The sequence below is a fragment of the Bradyrhizobium sp. IC3195 genome (assembly GCF_020193585.1).
Classification (GTDB): Bacteria; Pseudomonadota; Alphaproteobacteria; order Rhizobiales; family Xanthobacteraceae; genus Bradyrhizobium; species Bradyrhizobium yuanmingense.
Genome location: NZ_JADYVG010000001.1, coordinates 699,038 through 714,149 on the forward strand (window position 1 = coordinate 699,038; position 15,112 = coordinate 714,149).

The following is a 15,112-nucleotide window of genomic DNA, read 5'->3' on the forward strand; positions in this document are numbered from 1 at the left end:
GCAGGTTTTCTGAAGTATCATGGTCGCACCGCTGAAAGTGGGCATAGCGGGGCTCGGCACCGTGGGTGCCGAGGTTATCCGCTTGATCGAAACACAGGCGCGCGTGCTCGCAGGGCGCAGCGGCCGGGGCATCCGCGTGGTTGCGGTCACAGCGCGTTCGAAGGCGAAGAAACGCGGCATCGACCTGCGCGGCTTCGATTGGGCGAAGGACCCGATCGCGCTCGCCACGCATCCGGAGGTCGATTGCTTCGTCGAGCTGATGGGCGGCGCCGGCGATCCCGCGCTGTCGGCGGTGGACGCTGCGCTCGGTGCCGGCAAGTCGGTCGTCACAGCCAACAAAGCGCTGCTCGCCAAGCACGGCCTCAAGCTGGCCAAGGCGGCTGAAAAGCACGGCGGTGCGCTGAATTTCGAGGCAGCGGTCGGCGCCGCGATCCCCGTCATCAAGACGTTGCGCGAAGGGCTTGCCGGAACCGGCGTCAACCGCGTCTACGGCATCCTCAACGGCACCTGCAATTACATCCTGACCCGGATGGAGCAGGAGGGCCTGTCCTTCGCCGAATGCCTCAAGGATGCCCAGCGGCTCGGCTATGCCGAGGCCAATCCGTCCTTCGACGTCGACGGCCACGACACCGCGCAGAAGCTCGCCATTCTCGCCAGCCTCGCTTTCGGCACGAAAGTTGCTCAAAGTGCGGTGTATGTCGAAGGCATCTCCTCCATCGCGCCGGAAGATCTTCGCGCCGCCGACGATCTCGGTTATCGGCTCAAACTGCTCGGTGTCGCCGTTCGCACCGCCAAGGGCATCGAGCAGCGCGTGCATCCGACCATGGTGCCGAAATCCTCCTCGATCGCGCAGGTGATGGGTGTCACCAATGCGGTCACGATCGATGGCGAAGGCATTCCGCCGATCACGCTGGTCGGCCCCGGCGCGGGCGGTGCCGCGACCGCATCCGCCGTCGTCGCCGACATCGCCGACGTCGCGCGCGGCATCCGCGCCAATCCGTTCGGCCGGCCGATCGGGCAGCTGCGCGACACCAAGAAGGCGCCGATGGAGCGCCACGAGGGCGGCTATTACATTCGCCTGCTCGCCCGCGATTTCCCCGGCACTGCGGCCGCGATCGCGACGCGGCTTGCCGAGCAGAAGATTTCGATCGAGTCGATCGTGCAGCGTCATCCCAATGGCGGCGCTGCGCCCACTGACGGCAAGGCTGTCCCGGTGCCCGTCATCCTGATCACCTATGCCACTCACGAGGATGCCGTGCGCCGTGCGCTCGCCGCCGTGCAGAAGGACAAGGTGATCAGCGGACGGCCGCAGGTGATCCGGATCGAGAAGAACTAGAGCATGACCTCGGAAAAGTGTGAGCGGTTTTCCGGTAAGGTCATGCTCAAGCCATAAGGCGGTCGTTCGTTCGAACGAACACCGGGCGTTGTGAGTTGATGCGGGCGGAGATTTCCGTCCCAAACGTTTCGAAGGAGTAAGCCGATGTCGACCCATATTGAAGTCCCCCCGCACGCCTTGCTCGAGCGCATTCTCACGCTGGAGATCGTGCGGGTGACGGAGCGGGCGGCGGTGTCGTCGGCGCGGTTGCGCGGCCACGGCAACGAGAAGGCGGCCGACCAGGCCGCCGTCGACGCCATGAGGCGCGAGCTCAACAAGCTGCCGATCCAGGGCACCATCGTGATCGGCGAGGGCGAACGCGACGAGGCGCCGATGCTCTATATCGGCGAGCAGGTCGGCCTCAAGGCAGGTCCCGAGGTCGATATCGCGGTCGACCCGCTCGAAGGCACCACGCTGTGCGCCAAGAACATGCCGGGCTCGATCGCCACCATGGCGATGGCTGACGGCGGCACGCTGCTGCACGCCCCCGACGTCTACATGCAGAAGCTCGCGATCGGCCCCGGCTACGACAAGGGCGTCGTCGATCTCGATGCCTCGCCGGCCGACAATGTCCGCCGCCTCGCCAAGGCCAAGGGCGTGAAGCCCGAGGGCATCACCGTTCTCGTGCTCGACCGTCCGCGCCATGCCGACATCATTTCGAGCGTGCGCTCGACCGGTGCGGCCGTACGCCTGATCACCGACGGCGACGTTGCCGGCGTCATCCATTGCGCCGACCCCGACAACACCGGCGTCGACATGTATCTCGGCACCGGCGGTGCACCGGAAGGCGTGCTCGCCGCCGTGGCGCTGCGCTGCATCGGCGGCCAGATGCAGTGCCGCCTCATCCTCGATTCCGAGGAGAAGCGCGAGCGCGCCGCCAAGATGGGCGTCAACGATCCCAAGATGATCTACGGCATCGAGGACATGGCACGCGGCGACTGCCTGTTCGCCGCCACCGGCGTCACCACGGGCTCGCTGCTCTCAGGCGTCAAGTTCCGCAAGGATGGTGTGATCGAGACCGAGACGGTGGTGATGCGCTCCGTCACCGGCACCGTGCGCTACATCAAGGCCGAGCATCGCGAGCTGGCAAAGTTCCATCTGGATTGAGGCCGCGGTCATCCGCGCGCGATTGCTCGGCGCTTTGGTCGCAGACGGATCCGTCGTCTGTCTGCTATGGGCTGCGATGCGGTGCCGGGGCGAACATGTGCAGGTCGCGCAACATCAGAGCCAGCATGACGGCCCCCTGGAGCTGCCCAACCTCATCGGCCCAGGGCTGAAGAATGGACTTCGCGGTCGCCATGTCTCCGCGCGCGAGCGCGCTGCGCGCGTTTATGTCGGCCTCGGCATAGGTGTCAGTTGCAATCATACGGGACAGCGCCTGCGCGAGGCCTTCATCGAAGCTCTCCAGGCGTACTTCGGAGACGTAGTGATCAGGCTTGAGACCGATTTTGTTTCTTGGATGCGCCGGATCGAAATGCCCAACCTTTGCCAGCATGATCAGCAGAGGATGATTTCCGGCGATGGAAGGAGGAATGATCGGATAGGTCCTGATTCTCCCCGATCGATCATCAAGAGATGAGAAGGAGATGACCGGCCCAAGGTTGAAGCGCGACTTGCGATGGAGCACAGCAACGCGATGGTCGATCTCGGAGTCCGGTTTGAACACCTCACCGTTCTTGAAGCTCGCGTCGGGGTCGGCAGCGATGAGAAATGCCGAGAGCTGGGCAACCCGGCCGGTGACGGTGCGTTCGTCAAGCCCGTCCACCTCAAACTCGATCTCTCGTCCAGCGAACGCGGACAATCCGAGCGTATAAGCTCCCAGGGTCTTGCCGGAACGGAAGGGGACGATGTCCATCCACAATCCGAACGGCTGATCTGGATACGCCTCGAACGCGCGGCTTGACTGCTCCAGCCACATCTCGGGGGAACGGCCGATTTTTCCGTCCCAGATGACGGCGACAACATTAGGCAGTGCCGCAACCACGGCACCCACAAAGGCGGTCGTGAGGTACGTATTCTCGGCAAAATCCAGCGCTTTCGTTTCCGTATTGCCTTCGGCAGAGCCCATCGGCGCGACCACGAGGTGCGCACGATGGCGTCGAGCGGCGTGGAAAGCTTCCGGCCACAGCCAGGAAGCCCGCTCCCACAATTGCTGATCGAAAGGTATCGGCGCAGGCATCAGGAGGATCGTCATGAGATGATCTCCTGCGCGGATGAACAGGGGACCGTCAGCACCGTCGCTCGGTGCGAAGGTGCTACGGTTCCAGCGTATGTCGGCATGACGAACGCGTAAGAACTGGATCAAAGCCTCCTCGTCCGGGAGGCGGGCATCCTCGAGCAATATGTATGCGACAGAGACGGTTGTCATGGCCGGTGCGCTTCACCCCGACGAGTTGAGGTAGGCGACCAAACTCGTCCCTCACGTGCTTGATGCGCCGAACTAGCGCTATTGTTGCATGGAACGGATCATGCTTTAAAGCCCTCGATCTCGGCCGGCTAGCCGGGCCAAAACAAAATCAGCGGAGCGAAGCATGACCACACCATCCAATCTCTCCGCCGTCAAAGCCCTCGTCTTCGACGTGTTCGGCACAGTCGTGGACTGGCGCACCAGCCTGATTACCGACTTCATGTGGTGGAGCAAGCAGCGCGGCATCACCGCCGATTGGACCGCGCTGGTCGACGGCTGGCGCGGCATGTACATGGCCTCGATGGACGACGTGCGCCAACATCCCGAGCGCGGCTACGTCATGCTCGACGATCTGCATCGCCGCTCGCTGGAGCAGCTGGTCGATCAATTCGCGATCAGGGGCCTCACCGAGGCCGATCTCGACTACCTCACCAAAGGCTGGCACCGCCTGCATCCCTGGCCCGACAGCGTCGCCGGCTTGATGCGGCTGAAATCAAAGTTCGTGATCTCGCCGCTCTCGAACGGCAACGTCGCGCTGCTCACCAACATGGCGAAGTTCGCCGGCCTGCCGTGGGACCTCATCATGTCGGCCGAGCTGTTCGAGCACTACAAGCCCGATCCGGAAACCTATCTCGGCGCAGCAAAGCTGCTCTGCCTCAAGCCGGAAGAGGTGATGATGGTCGCGGCCCACAATGGCGATCTCGCTGCCGCCCAGAAGAACGGATTGAAGACCGCCTTCGTGGCGCGACCGACCGAATACGGCCCGCTTCAGAAGGTCGATTTCGAAGCAACCGGCAAGTGGGACATCGTCGCGAAGGATTTTGGCGGCATCGCCGATCAGCTCGGCTGCTGACATTCGCGGCGCAGCGGCGATCAATGGACTACGAAAGTGCGATCGGCAGTTCGGGATTGCTCGACGAGCTGCGGGAGTTCGATCCACGCGTGGTCGGGACGCTGCCTTTGGGGCTTGCGACGCCATTGAGCGACATCGATGTCGTCTGCCATGTTCTGGACGCGGTGGCTTTCGCCGAAGTGATCTGGCGCCGGTACCGCGCCTGTGGCGGGTTTGCGCTCTACCAATGGTGCTCCAGCCGGCGGCCGGTGGTCGCCCGCTTCGAGTGGGACGGCTGGCCGTTCGAGCTGTTCGGCGATCCCAGGCCGGTCGATCAGCAGGAAGGCTGGCTGCACTTCGAAATCGAGCGGAGATTGCTCGCGCTCGACGACGGGCGTCTGCGCAAAGCCGTGGCCGACCATAGGGCGCGCGGGATGAAGACCGAGCCCGCGTTTGCCGCCGCGCTCGGCATTGCCGGGGACCCGTATTCCGCATTGCTTGCATTGGGCCGTGAGAGCGACGCCCAGCTGCGGGCCCGCCTGGAGTGCCTGTAAGGTTCGCCGCGTGGGACCGCACAGATCCGGGCGGCTCGCGCCGCCCGGATCTGAACTGACGGCTACAACGTCATCTTCATCGGCTCCGGATAGTAGCGGAAACCATCTCCGGCTTTGGCGACATGGCCATAGCCTGGCCAGGCGAAGTGATAGGACATCACCGGGATCTTGTTCGCCGCCAGCATCGTCAGCAGCTTGACGCGCGACTCCGCCGCCTGCTTCGGGTCGGAATCGTAGGAGAACTCCATCCGTGGCTTCTCCAGCAGCAGCACCGAATGGTGCGAGAGATCGCCGAGGAAGGCGAACGACTTGCCGGCCGACGTCACCATGAAGATGGTGTGGCCGACGGTGTGGCCGGGGGCCGCGATCGCCTGCACGCCGGGCAGGAATTCCTCGCCATCCTTGAAGAATTTGATCCGATCCCGGACCGGCAGCAGGTTCTTGCGGGCGTGGATGACGAAATCCTTGGCCGCGCTGCCGAGCTTGCCTTCGTCGGTCCAGAAGTCGAAATCGCTCTGGGCAATGTAGACTTGCGCGTTGGGGAACAGCGGCTTGCCGCCCTCGTCGACGATGCCGCCGATATGATCGATATGGGCATGCGAGCATACGACGGCATCGATGTCGCCCGGCTTGATGCCGGCCTCCGTCATGCTCTTCTGCTGCCGTCCGGTGCTGGCGCCGAACATCTTCGATGAGCCCATGCCCGTGTCGAACAGGATGAGCTTGTCACCGGTGTTCACGATCGGAGAGTTCTGTTCGAGCACGACATTGTCCGGCGACAGGAAATTGTCGGCCAGCATCTTCTTGACCTCTTCCTTGGGAACGCCGGTGAAGGTCCCGGAGGGATCGCCGAGCGGAAGCGGTCCGTCGGATACGACGGTCACCTCGGCATCGCCGAGAATGAAGCGGTGCCAGTAGGGCGTCTGAGTGCCGAGCTTGGGCGCCCGCGCCATCGCGCTGCTGCCGAGCATGGCGCTGGCGCCGAGACCGGCCCCAAGTGCGAGTAGGGACCGACGCGAGACATCGAGTGTCATTCTTTTCCTCCGCTTTCGTCTTCTGTTTTGCGCAATCGTTGGCGCGGTAAGCGGCCGCCCGATCGGCCACGTGGCCGGAGGGCGGCGGAAAGCATGCTGCGCCGGTTGCGACAAGCTAGCAAGTGGAATTACCCGGTACGGCACGCTGAACGAGAACGATAGCCGGAGCGCGAAAGCGACGTCCAAAGGCAGGCTGCGCCAAGGCGCGGAATTGCGCGTTACGCAATTCTCAACGTGACGTCATTGCCTTCCGTCTCGGCAAAGCCCGCCTGCAGCACCTCTTCGCGCTTGTGACGCAGATGCGCACGCAGGATGTGGGCGAGCCCGACACCGTCGCGGCGCTGAAGCGCGTTCAGGATTGCCTCGTGCTCCTTCACGGCGAGCGCCCAGCGCTGCGCCGTCATCGGCGTGACATAGCGCGCGCGCCGGATGCGCGCGGTCACCGAGGCGTAAAGCCCGGCGAGCACAGGATTTCCCGCTGCGGTCACGATGGCTTCGTGAATCGCACGGTTGCCGCGGTAGTACTGGATCAGGTCGCGCTCGCGATAGTGCTGCACCATGTCCGCGTGCGCGGCGGCGATCGCATCGATCTCGGCGTCGCTGATGCGCTCGCAGGCGAGTTCGCCCGCGAGAGCCTCCAAGCCTTGGCAGACCTCGAACAGGTCGCGCATGTCCTTGTCGGTCAGCTTTGCTGCCCGCGAGCCGCGATGCGGCAGCAGCTGCACGAGCCCTTCCGCCGCCAGCACCTTGAGCGCCTCGCGCAGCGGCGTCCGCGAGATCTCGAGCCGCTCGCACAGCTCGCGCTCGGGAATCCGCGCGCCCGGCGGGATTTCGCCGTCGAGGAGGATGGCGCGGATGCGGTTGACGACCTCGTCGTGAAGCATGGCTCTGAGCTCAGTTTTGAATGCAAAAATGAACTTATACGCCCATATGGCCAAGTTCCAGCTTGAAAATCCAAAGTTTTGCATTCAAAAATGTAAAAAACAGAAAGGTATGAGGAAATGGATCTGCAAGTGGAGGCAGAAGACCTCGTGTTCGAGCGCGACGGCGGCATCGGGCGGATCACCTTCAACCGCCCGCAGGCCCGCAACGCCTTCACCTTCGCCATGTACGAGCGGCTCGCCGCGATCTGCGAGGAGGCCAACCGCGACCATGACATCAAGGTGCTGGTGCTGCGCGGGGCCGGCGACAAGGCCTTCGCCTCGGGCACCGACATCAATCAGTTTCGCGAATTCAGGACGCCGCAGGACGCCATCGACTACGAGAACCGTATCGACCGCGTTCTGACCACACTCGAGCAATGCCGGGTCCCCACGATCGCGGCGATCAACGGGTTCTGTACCGGCGGCGGGGCGGGCATTGCCGCGGCCTGCGACCTCCGCATCGGCACAAAAGCTGCGAAGATCGGATTCCCCATCGCCAGGACGCTCGGCAATTGCCTGTCGATGTCCAATGTCAGCCGTCTCACCGCGCTGATCGGCGCTGCGCGCGTCAAGGATCTCATCTTCACTGCGCGCCTCGTCGACGCCGCGGAAGCCGCAAGTGTCGGGCTGCTCGGTGAGGTCGTCGACGATCTTGCCGCCCTTGAACGACGCGCCGACGAGGTGGCCCGGCTCGTCGCGAGCCATGCGCCGCTGACGCTGAACGCGACCAAGCAGGCTGTCAGCCGTCTGCAGCGCCGGCTGACGCAGGACGAGGGCGAAGACCTCATCCTGATGTGCTACACGAGCCAGGATTTTCGCGAAGGGCTCGATGCTTTCCTCAACAAGCGCGCGCCGCAATGGCGCGGCCAATAGGACGAGCCGATGCAAAGCGATCCATCGCAATCCACCTCCCGCCGTTCGGGACCGCTGGCCGGCCTCAAGGTCATTGATCTCACTCACGTCATGGCGGGACCGACCTGCACCTTGATGCTCGCCGACATGGGCGCCGACGTGATCAAGATCGAGAAATGGCCGAACGGCGACGACACCCGTCATTCGGTGCCGCCGAAGATCGGGGACGAGGCGGCCTCCTTCCTGATGATGAACCGCAACAAGCGCGGCATCGTGCTGGACCTGAAGACCGACGGCGGCAAAGAGGTGCTGCGCCGGCTGATCGCCGATGCCGACGTGCTGGTCGAGAACTTTGCGCCGGGCGCGATGGAGCGCCTCGGCTTCGGCTATGAGGCGCTGCACGCGGAATTCCCGGCGCTGATCTATTGCTCGCTGTCGGGCTTCGGCCGCACCGGCCCCTACAAGCATCGCAGGGGGTTCGATCTCGTCGCGCAAGCCATGAGCGGCATCATGAGTTTTACCGGCGAGCGGCCCGACGGTCCGCCCGTCAAGTGCGGCCCGCCGCTGTCGGACATCACCGCCGGCCTGCTCGCGAGCATGGGCATCCTGGCCGCCTACACCCATCGCCTCAAGACCGGTGAAGGCCAATGGGTCGAGACCTCGCTTTATGAAGCCGCCTTGGTGCAGACCTATTGGCAGTCGACCATCGCGCTCGCCGCGGGCACCGCGCCGCGCGCGATGGGCTCGGCGCATCCGCTCAACGCGCCGTACCAGGCGTTTGAAGCCTCGGACGGCTGGCTCGTGGTCGGCGGCGCCAACAAGAAGCATTGGCTGTTGATGCTGGAAGCGCTCGGCGCGAGCGAGCTCGCCGACGATCCGCGCTTCGTCACCGGTGCCGATCGCATGGCCAACCTGAAGGAGCTCGAAGCCGTCCTCAGCGAACGCTTCCGCAAGCAATCGCGGGCGCATTGGCTCGCGGCGCTGGACGAGAAGGGCGTGCCGTGCGGCCCCGTGCACGACATGCTGGAGGCGCTGAGCGATCCGCAGACGCTGGCGCGCGAGATGGTCGTCGAGGTCGAGCACTCCACGCTCGGGTCCGTCAAGACGATCGGGCTTCCCATCAAGTTTTCGGAGACCCCGGGCAAAGTGCGATCAGGCGCACCGGTCTATGGAGAGCACACGAAAGAGGTTCTGGCCGAGCATGGGTTCGACCAGTCACGAATCGAAGCGCTCGAAAAAGAAGGCGCAATCGTCTCGGCCCGGGAACGACGCGAGGAACACGTCGCCTGACCGGACGTCGATACGACAACAACAAAAGATAAAGATCAGCTGGAGGAAATCATGGGTCGGACGCCAACATTTCTGCTCTCCGCAGCCGCAGCCGTGCTCGCCGGCACCATGCCGGCGCTCAGCGCCTGGCAACCGCAAAAGCCGATCGAGTTCGTGGCCACCGCCGGCCCCGGCGGCGGCACCGACAATCTCGCGCGCGCGGTGCAGAACATCATCACCAAGCACAAGCTGATCGAGCAGCCGATCGTCGTCGTCAACAAGGGGGGCGGCAGTGGCGCTGAAGGCTATGTCTACGGCAAGGCCTCCGCCGGTGATCCCTACAAGGTGATCTTCGGCACCTCGAATGCCTGGCAGCAGCCGCTCGTCTCCAAGGTCGCCTTCAACTACACCGATCTCACGCCGATCGCGGCGATGGCGCAGGACGAGTTCCTGCTCTGGGTCAAGCAGGACGCGCCGTACAAGACTGCGAGCGATTATCTGAAGGCGGCCGCATCGGGCGAATTCAAGATGGGCGGCGCGCAGTCCAAGGACACCGACGAGGTGCTGACGCGCATGATCGAGAAGGCCGGCAAGGTCAAGCTGACCTATATCCCGTTCAAGAGCGGCGCCGAGACCGCCGTGCAGCTCGCCGGCGGACACCTCGATTCCCACGTCAACAACCCCAGCGAAAGCCTCGGGCAATGGCGCGGCAGCACGCAGCGCCCGCTCTGCGTGTTCAGCCCGAAGCGGCTGCCGCAGGGGCCGAAGGTCACCGCGACGGAAGGCTGGGGCGACGTTCCAACCTGCGTCGAGCAGGGTCTCGACATCAACCAATATGAGCAGCCGCGCACGGTGTGGCTGCCCGGCAAGGTCGCGCCGGAGCAGGCCGCGTTCTATGTCGACCTCATGAAGAAGGTGCAGGCGACGCCGGAGTGGAAGGACTACATCGAGAAGACCTCCCAGGTCGACACGTTCCTCACCGGTGCCGAGCTCGAAAAATTCATCAAGGAGGACCTCGAGCGCATCAAGCAGGTCGCGGGCGAGCAGGGCTGGCTGGTCAAGTGAGGCCGAGGATGGGCTTCGATCGCGCCGCCAACTGTAGCCCTGGTCCTCATCCTGAGGGCCCGCCGGAGGCGGGCGTCTCGAAGGATGGCCGCGGATGCGATGTCGCCTGGAGCCGTCCTTCGACACGCGCGAAAAAGCGCGCTCCTCAGGACGAGGACTGTTTCGCCGGAGCTGCCCATGATCTCCCGTCGCGCGCTTGAACTTGCGACCGCCGTGCTCACCGGCAGCTTCGGCGTAGCCGTCGTCGTCTCCAGCCTCGACAACGGCATCGGCTGGTCGAGCGCAGGCGTGGACGCCGGCACATTCCCGTTCCTGACCGGGATCATCGTCGTGCTCGGCAGCCTCTACAATCTGGTGCGAGGCGTGGTGCCGGCCGCGACGCTCGCAAACGTTCCCATCGCGATCACGTCGATCGAGCTGCGCCGGCTCGTCGGCCTGTTCGTGCCGGCTGCCATCTTCGTCGCTGCGATCCCGCTCGCCGGGATGTATGTCGCCTCCGCTCTCTATGTCTTCGCGGTGCTGGCGATTCCCCGACACCAATCCGTGCCGCGCGCCCTGGCTATGGCAGGAGCTACGGCGCTCGCGCTCTACCTCGTGTTCGAGCGCATGTTCCAGGTCAGTCTGCCGCGCGGCGCACTGGCTTCCGCGCTCGGGTTCTGAGGGAGCAGCGGGATGGACAATCTCCAGGAGCTCCTGCACGGCTTCACCATCGCGGTCACGGTGCCGCATCTGGTCCTGATGGTGGTCGGCGTGCTGCTCGGCATTCTCGTCGGCGTGCTGCCGGGGCTGGGCGCGCCGAACGGCGTGTCGCTGCTCCTGCCGCTCACCTTCGGCATGCAGCCGGTCTCGGCCATCATCCTGCTCTCCAGCATGTATTGGGGCGCGCTATTCGGGGGATCGGTGACCTCCATCCTGTTCAATATCCCGGGGGAGCCGTCGTCGGTGGCGACCACCTTCGACGGCTATCCGATGGCGCGCGACGGCAGGCCGACCACCGCGCTCGCGACCGCCTTCGGTTCGGCGGCGTTCGGCGCGCTGGTCGGCGTCATCCTGATCACCTTCCTCGCCTCCTGGGTGGCGCAGGCTGCGCTCGCGTTCGGGCCGGCCGAGTATTTTGCCGTCTATTTTCTCGCCTTTGCCAGCTTCGTCGGCATGGGCGGTGCGGCGCCGATCAAGACCGTCGTGGCGCTGGCGCTCGGCTTTGCCATCGCCGCCATCGGCATCGACACAGTCTCCGGCAGCGTGCGCCTCACCATGGGCGTGGACGAACTCGTCAAGGGCGTCAGCTTCGTCGTGGCGGTGATGGGCCTGTTCGGCATTGGCGAACTGCTTGTCGCCGTCGAGGAGGAATTTCACGCGCGCGCCGTCTCGTCCAAGATCGATTGGCGCGAGGTGTTTCGCGCCGTCGGCCGCCTGCCGCGGCACGGCGTCGCCCTGCTGCGCAGCGCCGCGATCGGCTGCTGGATGGGCATCACGCCGGGCGGCCCGACCGCGGCCTCCTTCATGAGCTACGGCATCGCGCGCCGCTTTTCACGGCGCGGCCGACATTTCGGCACGGGCGAGGTCGAAGGCATCGTCTCGCCGGAGACGGCCGATCATGCCGCCGGCACCAGCGCGCTGCTGCCGATGCTCTCGCTCGGCATTCCGGGCTCGGCAACCGCGGCCGTGATGATGGGCGGGTTGATGATCTGGGGCCTCAATCCCGGGCCCATGCTGTTCGTGGACCAAAAGGATTTTGTCTGGGGCCTGATCGCCTCGATGTATGTCGGCAACATCGTCGCCGTCGCCCTGGTGCTGCTGACGGTCCCGGTGTTCGCCGCCCTGATGCGGATTCCCTTCGTGGTGATCGCGCCGCTGATCGTGATCATCTGCGTCGTCGGCGCCTATTCGGTGTCGAACTCCTATCTCGACGTCGTCATGATGCTCGGCTTCGGGGTCGTCGGCTATCTCTTCAAGAAGCTGTTCTATCCGCTGGCGCCGCTCGTGCTCGCGATCGTCATCGGCGACAAGGCCGAGGACGCCTTCCGGCAGTCGATGCTGATCTCCAAGGGATCTCTCGGCATTTTCTTTGCGAACAAGCTGGTGACGTGCTTGATCGTGGGCGGCATCGCGCTGCTGCTGCTTCCGCTTCTGTTGCAGCTGCCGCGGCTCTGGCGCAAACCTGCGTCGCCCGCGACCGATGCGCCAGTCCAGGAAAGGGCGATCATATGACCGCAAAGCCGCTGATTGCGCTGGCCATGGGAGATCCAGCCGGCATCAGCCCGGAGCTGACGGCCAAGCTCGTGGCGCAGGACGACATCCGCGCGCGCTGCCGGCTCGTCGTCATCGGCGACCGCCGCATTTTCGACGAGGGCGCGCGCATTGCCGGCGTCAAGCCGGAGCTGAAGATGCTAGAGCAGGGCGCCGATCTTCGCGCAGCGCAGGAAGATGCGCTGTTCGTCGATCTCCGCCACCTCGACCCCAGAGAGGTCGAGCCGAAGAAAGCGACCCTTGCCGGCGGAAAATTTGCGCTGGCCAATTACAGGCATGCGCTCGAGCGCGGCCGCGACGGCCATGTCGACGCGGTCTGCTTCACCCCCTTTAACAAGCAGGCGATGCGCCTTGCCCGTGCCGAGTACGACGACGAGATCGCGTTCTCCGCCGAGGTCGTCGGTCTCAAGACGCCGGCAAGCGAATTCAACGTGCTGGACCGGCTCTGGAACGCACGGGTCACCTCGCACATCCCGCTCAGGGACGTCGCTGCGAAGCTATCCGGCGAACGCATCCATCGCGCGCTCAGACTAACCGATTCCTGCATGCGCAACGCCGGCTTTGCGCGGCCACGCATCGCGGTCGCAGGCCTCAACCCCCATGCCGGCGACGGCGGCAATTTCGGCCGCGAGGAGATCGACGTGATTGCGCCGGTGGTCGCAGCAAGCCAGAGCGAGGGCATTGCCGCGGAGGGACCGTTTCCGGCCGACACCGTGTTCCTGCGCGCCAAGGCCGGCGCCTTCGATGCCGTGCTGACGATGTATCACGACCAGGGCCAGATCGCGATGAAGCTGATGGGTTTCGCTCGCGGCGTGACCTTGCTCGGCGGCTTCCCGTTCCCGATCTGCACGCCCGCGCACGGCACCGCCTACGACATCGCGGGTCAAGGTATCGCATCGATTGGCGCCAGCCGCGCGGCGTTGCTGCTCGCCGCGGAGATGGCGGCGCGTCGTCTCGGCTGAACTTGCACGCGCGAAGGGAGCGACCGCTGATTGCGCTCGCCTTGCGCGCAGACTTAGACTTTAGGGAAAAACTGGAAACTTCCGCCGTCGCGAGGAGTTGGCGCCCCATGAACATCTTCCACGTCGGAGCTGGAACATGGTCGACGACAGCCCGCTACGAACAGCGGTGGACACCGCTTGGTGCGTGTACCTTGCCCGGCATCGCAGCGTCGATGCAGCGGATGGCCGTCGTTGCCTGCTCGAGCGTCATCTGCAAGGGAGGCGGGAAGCGCGCGAGAGTAACGGTGATGCCCAGGAACTCGCAGCATTCGGGCTTGCCTATCTCGAGCGGCTTTCCGATGACGAATGTTGAGGCTCATCGAGGGCGGTATCTGTCGGCTGGCTAGCGCGAGCGCAAGGCCGGATTGGACCTTGCTCGCGATTTCGAACCTTCTGTCTGCGGCCATCGTGCTGATCGTGCGTTCAGCGATATAGCGAGCTCCAATGCGTATCGCCCAGCTGGCTCCGCTTGCCGAAAGCGTCCCTCCGAAGCTCTACGGCGGCACCGAGCGGGTGGTAGCCTGGCTTGTGGATGAGCTTGTCGAGCTCGGTCACGACGTCACGCTGTTTGCCAGCGGTGACTCCCGAACGAGAGGCAAACTCCACCCGGTATGGCCACGCGCGCTGCGTCTCGGCCGGAAGGGCGCCGATCCGAACGCAGCCTGCGCGATGCTGCTGGAAGCGATCGCGAGACGAGCCAACGACTTCGACGTGATCCACGCCCATCTCGACTGGCTTCCGCTGCCGTTGCTCAGTCGCGTTGGCGTACCGTTCCTGACGACCATGCACGGCCGCCTTGACTTGCCTGGCTTGCCTGACGTGGTTCGGCAGTTCCCAGAAGCATGCTTCGTGTCGATCTCGGATCACCAGCGCCTGCCGCTTCCGGATGCGAAATGGATTGGGACGATCCAGCACGGGCTGCCGTCGGAGCTGTTGGACCCATCCTATGAGGAGGGATCCTATCTGGCGTTTCTTGGCCGTCTCACGGAGGATAAGGGTCCGGAGGACGCCATCCGCATCGCGCACGCAGCCCGGATGCCTCTTCGCATCGCCGCGAAGATTCCACGCGCCGAGACTGCCTACTTCAGGAAACACCTTGCGCCCCGGATCGACGGCGAGATGATCCAGCTTATCGGCGAAGTCGACGACGTGAAGAAGCAATCATTCCTTGGCGGAGCAGCCGCTCTGCTATTTCCGATCGCTTGGCCGGAGCCTTTCGGGCTGGTCATGATCGAGGCGATGGCGTGCGGAACGCCCGTGATCGCCTATCGCTCCGGCTCTGTCCCTGAGGTCATCGAGCACGGCCTAACCGGTTTCATCGTCGAGAACGAGGAGCAGGCGGTCAAGGCGGTCGGCGAATTGGGCAAGCTGGATCGAAGGAGAGTGCGCGCCCGCTTCGAGGAACGCTTCACCGCATACCGAATGGCGCGCCAGTACGAAGATCAGTACCGCAAGCTGGCTGCCGCGGCAGCTCGGAAGGTCAACACGCAAATGTCGGAAAGGTGAAGGGAGGCGGCGATGTCGCTGTGCTAGATCGCCGCGCCCAATGA

15 protein-coding genes are annotated in these 15,112 nt (G+C 64.5%); 12 read left to right on the plus strand and 3 right to left on the minus strand.

What is annotated here, in order from left to right:
* Positions 1–19: 19 nt before the first annotated feature.
* Both I6F09_RS03285 and glpX read left to right on the plus strand, forming a co-directional pair.
* Positions 20–1,336, plus strand: coding sequence for a homoserine dehydrogenase (locus tag I6F09_RS03285; protein WP_036022941.1), 1,317 nt, complete (start codon positions 20–22; stop codon positions 1,334–1,336).
* Positions 1,337–1,480: 144 nt separating this feature from the next.
* Complete coding sequence (glpX, locus tag I6F09_RS03290) at positions 1,481–2,482, plus strand: class II fructose-bisphosphatase (protein WP_036022942.1); 1,002 nt, start codon at positions 1,481–1,483, stop codon at positions 2,480–2,482.
* 64 nt (positions 2,483–2,546) lie between these two features.
* On the opposite strand, the gene I6F09_RS03295 is transcribed toward glpX, so the two are convergent.
* Entirely contained in the window at positions 2,547–3,569 is a 1,023-nt protein-coding gene (locus I6F09_RS03295) for a hypothetical protein (RefSeq protein ID WP_225113557.1), read from the minus strand.
* Positions 3,570–3,906: 337 nt separating this feature from the next.
* Here I6F09_RS03295 and I6F09_RS03300 point away from each other — a divergent pair, with 337 nt between their 5' ends.
* The gene (locus I6F09_RS03300; protein ID WP_036022944.1) at positions 3,907–4,635 is read left to right on the plus strand and encodes a haloacid dehalogenase type II; all 729 of its coding nucleotides are present in this window, start codon (positions 3,907–3,909) and stop codon (positions 4,633–4,635) included.
* A 23-nt stretch (positions 4,636–4,658) separates the two neighbouring features.
* On the plus strand, positions 4,659–5,168 hold the full coding sequence (locus tag I6F09_RS03305) for a DUF4269 domain-containing protein (RefSeq protein WP_109143886.1): 510 nt from the start codon (positions 4,659–4,661) through the stop codon (positions 5,166–5,168).
* 62 nt (positions 5,169–5,230) lie between these two features.
* On the opposite strand, the gene I6F09_RS03310 is transcribed toward I6F09_RS03305, so the two are convergent.
* Both I6F09_RS03310 and I6F09_RS03315 read right to left on the minus strand, forming a co-directional pair.
* Positions 5,231–6,202, minus strand: coding sequence for an MBL fold metallo-hydrolase (locus I6F09_RS03310; RefSeq protein WP_036022946.1), 972 nt, complete (start codon positions 6,200–6,202; stop codon positions 5,231–5,233).
* Between the two features lie 218 nt (positions 6,203–6,420).
* A complete protein-coding gene (locus I6F09_RS03315) occupies positions 6,421–7,086 on the minus strand; it encodes a GntR family transcriptional regulator (RefSeq protein ID WP_036022947.1) in 666 nt (221 codons plus the stop codon).
* Positions 7,087–7,203: 117 nt separating this feature from the next.
* On the opposite strand from I6F09_RS03315, the gene I6F09_RS03320 reads away from it, so the two are divergent.
* The 8 genes from I6F09_RS03320 (at position 7,204) to I6F09_RS03355 (ending at position 15,068) form a co-directional block, all read left to right on the plus strand.
* Positions 7,204–7,998: an enoyl-CoA hydratase/isomerase family protein gene (locus I6F09_RS03320; protein WP_225125518.1), complete on the plus strand. Its 795-nt coding sequence runs from the start codon at positions 7,204–7,206 to the stop codon at positions 7,996–7,998.
* 9 nt (positions 7,999–8,007) lie between these two features.
* Positions 8,008–9,267 carry a CoA transferase gene (locus tag I6F09_RS03325; RefSeq protein ID WP_074447908.1) on the plus strand — a complete coding sequence of 420 codons (1,260 nt, stop codon included), beginning with the start codon at positions 8,008–8,010 and terminating at the stop codon, positions 9,265–9,267.
* Positions 9,268–9,318: 51 nt separating this feature from the next.
* Positions 9,319–10,311 carry a tripartite tricarboxylate transporter substrate-binding protein gene (locus tag I6F09_RS03330; protein WP_225187440.1) on the plus strand — a complete coding sequence of 331 codons (993 nt, stop codon included), beginning with the start codon at positions 9,319–9,321 and terminating at the stop codon, positions 10,309–10,311.
* Positions 10,312–10,488: 177 nt separating this feature from the next.
* Complete coding sequence (locus tag I6F09_RS03335) at positions 10,489–10,971, plus strand: tripartite tricarboxylate transporter TctB family protein (RefSeq protein ID WP_225125514.1); 483 nt, start codon at positions 10,489–10,491, stop codon at positions 10,969–10,971.
* Positions 10,972–10,983: 12 nt separating this feature from the next.
* Entirely contained in the window at positions 10,984–12,522 is a 1,539-nt protein-coding gene (locus I6F09_RS03340; protein ID WP_057029102.1) for a tripartite tricarboxylate transporter permease, read from the plus strand.
* A complete protein-coding gene (locus tag I6F09_RS03345; RefSeq protein WP_225186002.1) occupies positions 12,519–13,523 on the plus strand; it encodes a 4-hydroxythreonine-4-phosphate dehydrogenase PdxA in 1,005 nt (334 codons plus the stop codon). The genes I6F09_RS03340 and I6F09_RS03345 overlap by 4 nt, the downstream gene beginning before the upstream one ends.
* 136 nt (positions 13,524–13,659) lie before the next feature.
* Complete coding sequence (locus tag I6F09_RS03350) at positions 13,660–13,875, plus strand: hypothetical protein (RefSeq protein WP_074447910.1); 216 nt, start codon at positions 13,660–13,662, stop codon at positions 13,873–13,875.
* A 131-nt stretch (positions 13,876–14,006) separates the two neighbouring features.
* Complete coding sequence (locus I6F09_RS03355; protein WP_225136037.1) at positions 14,007–15,068, plus strand: glycosyltransferase family 4 protein; 1,062 nt, start codon at positions 14,007–14,009, stop codon at positions 15,066–15,068.
* The last annotated feature ends 44 nt before the right edge of the window (positions 15,069–15,112 follow it).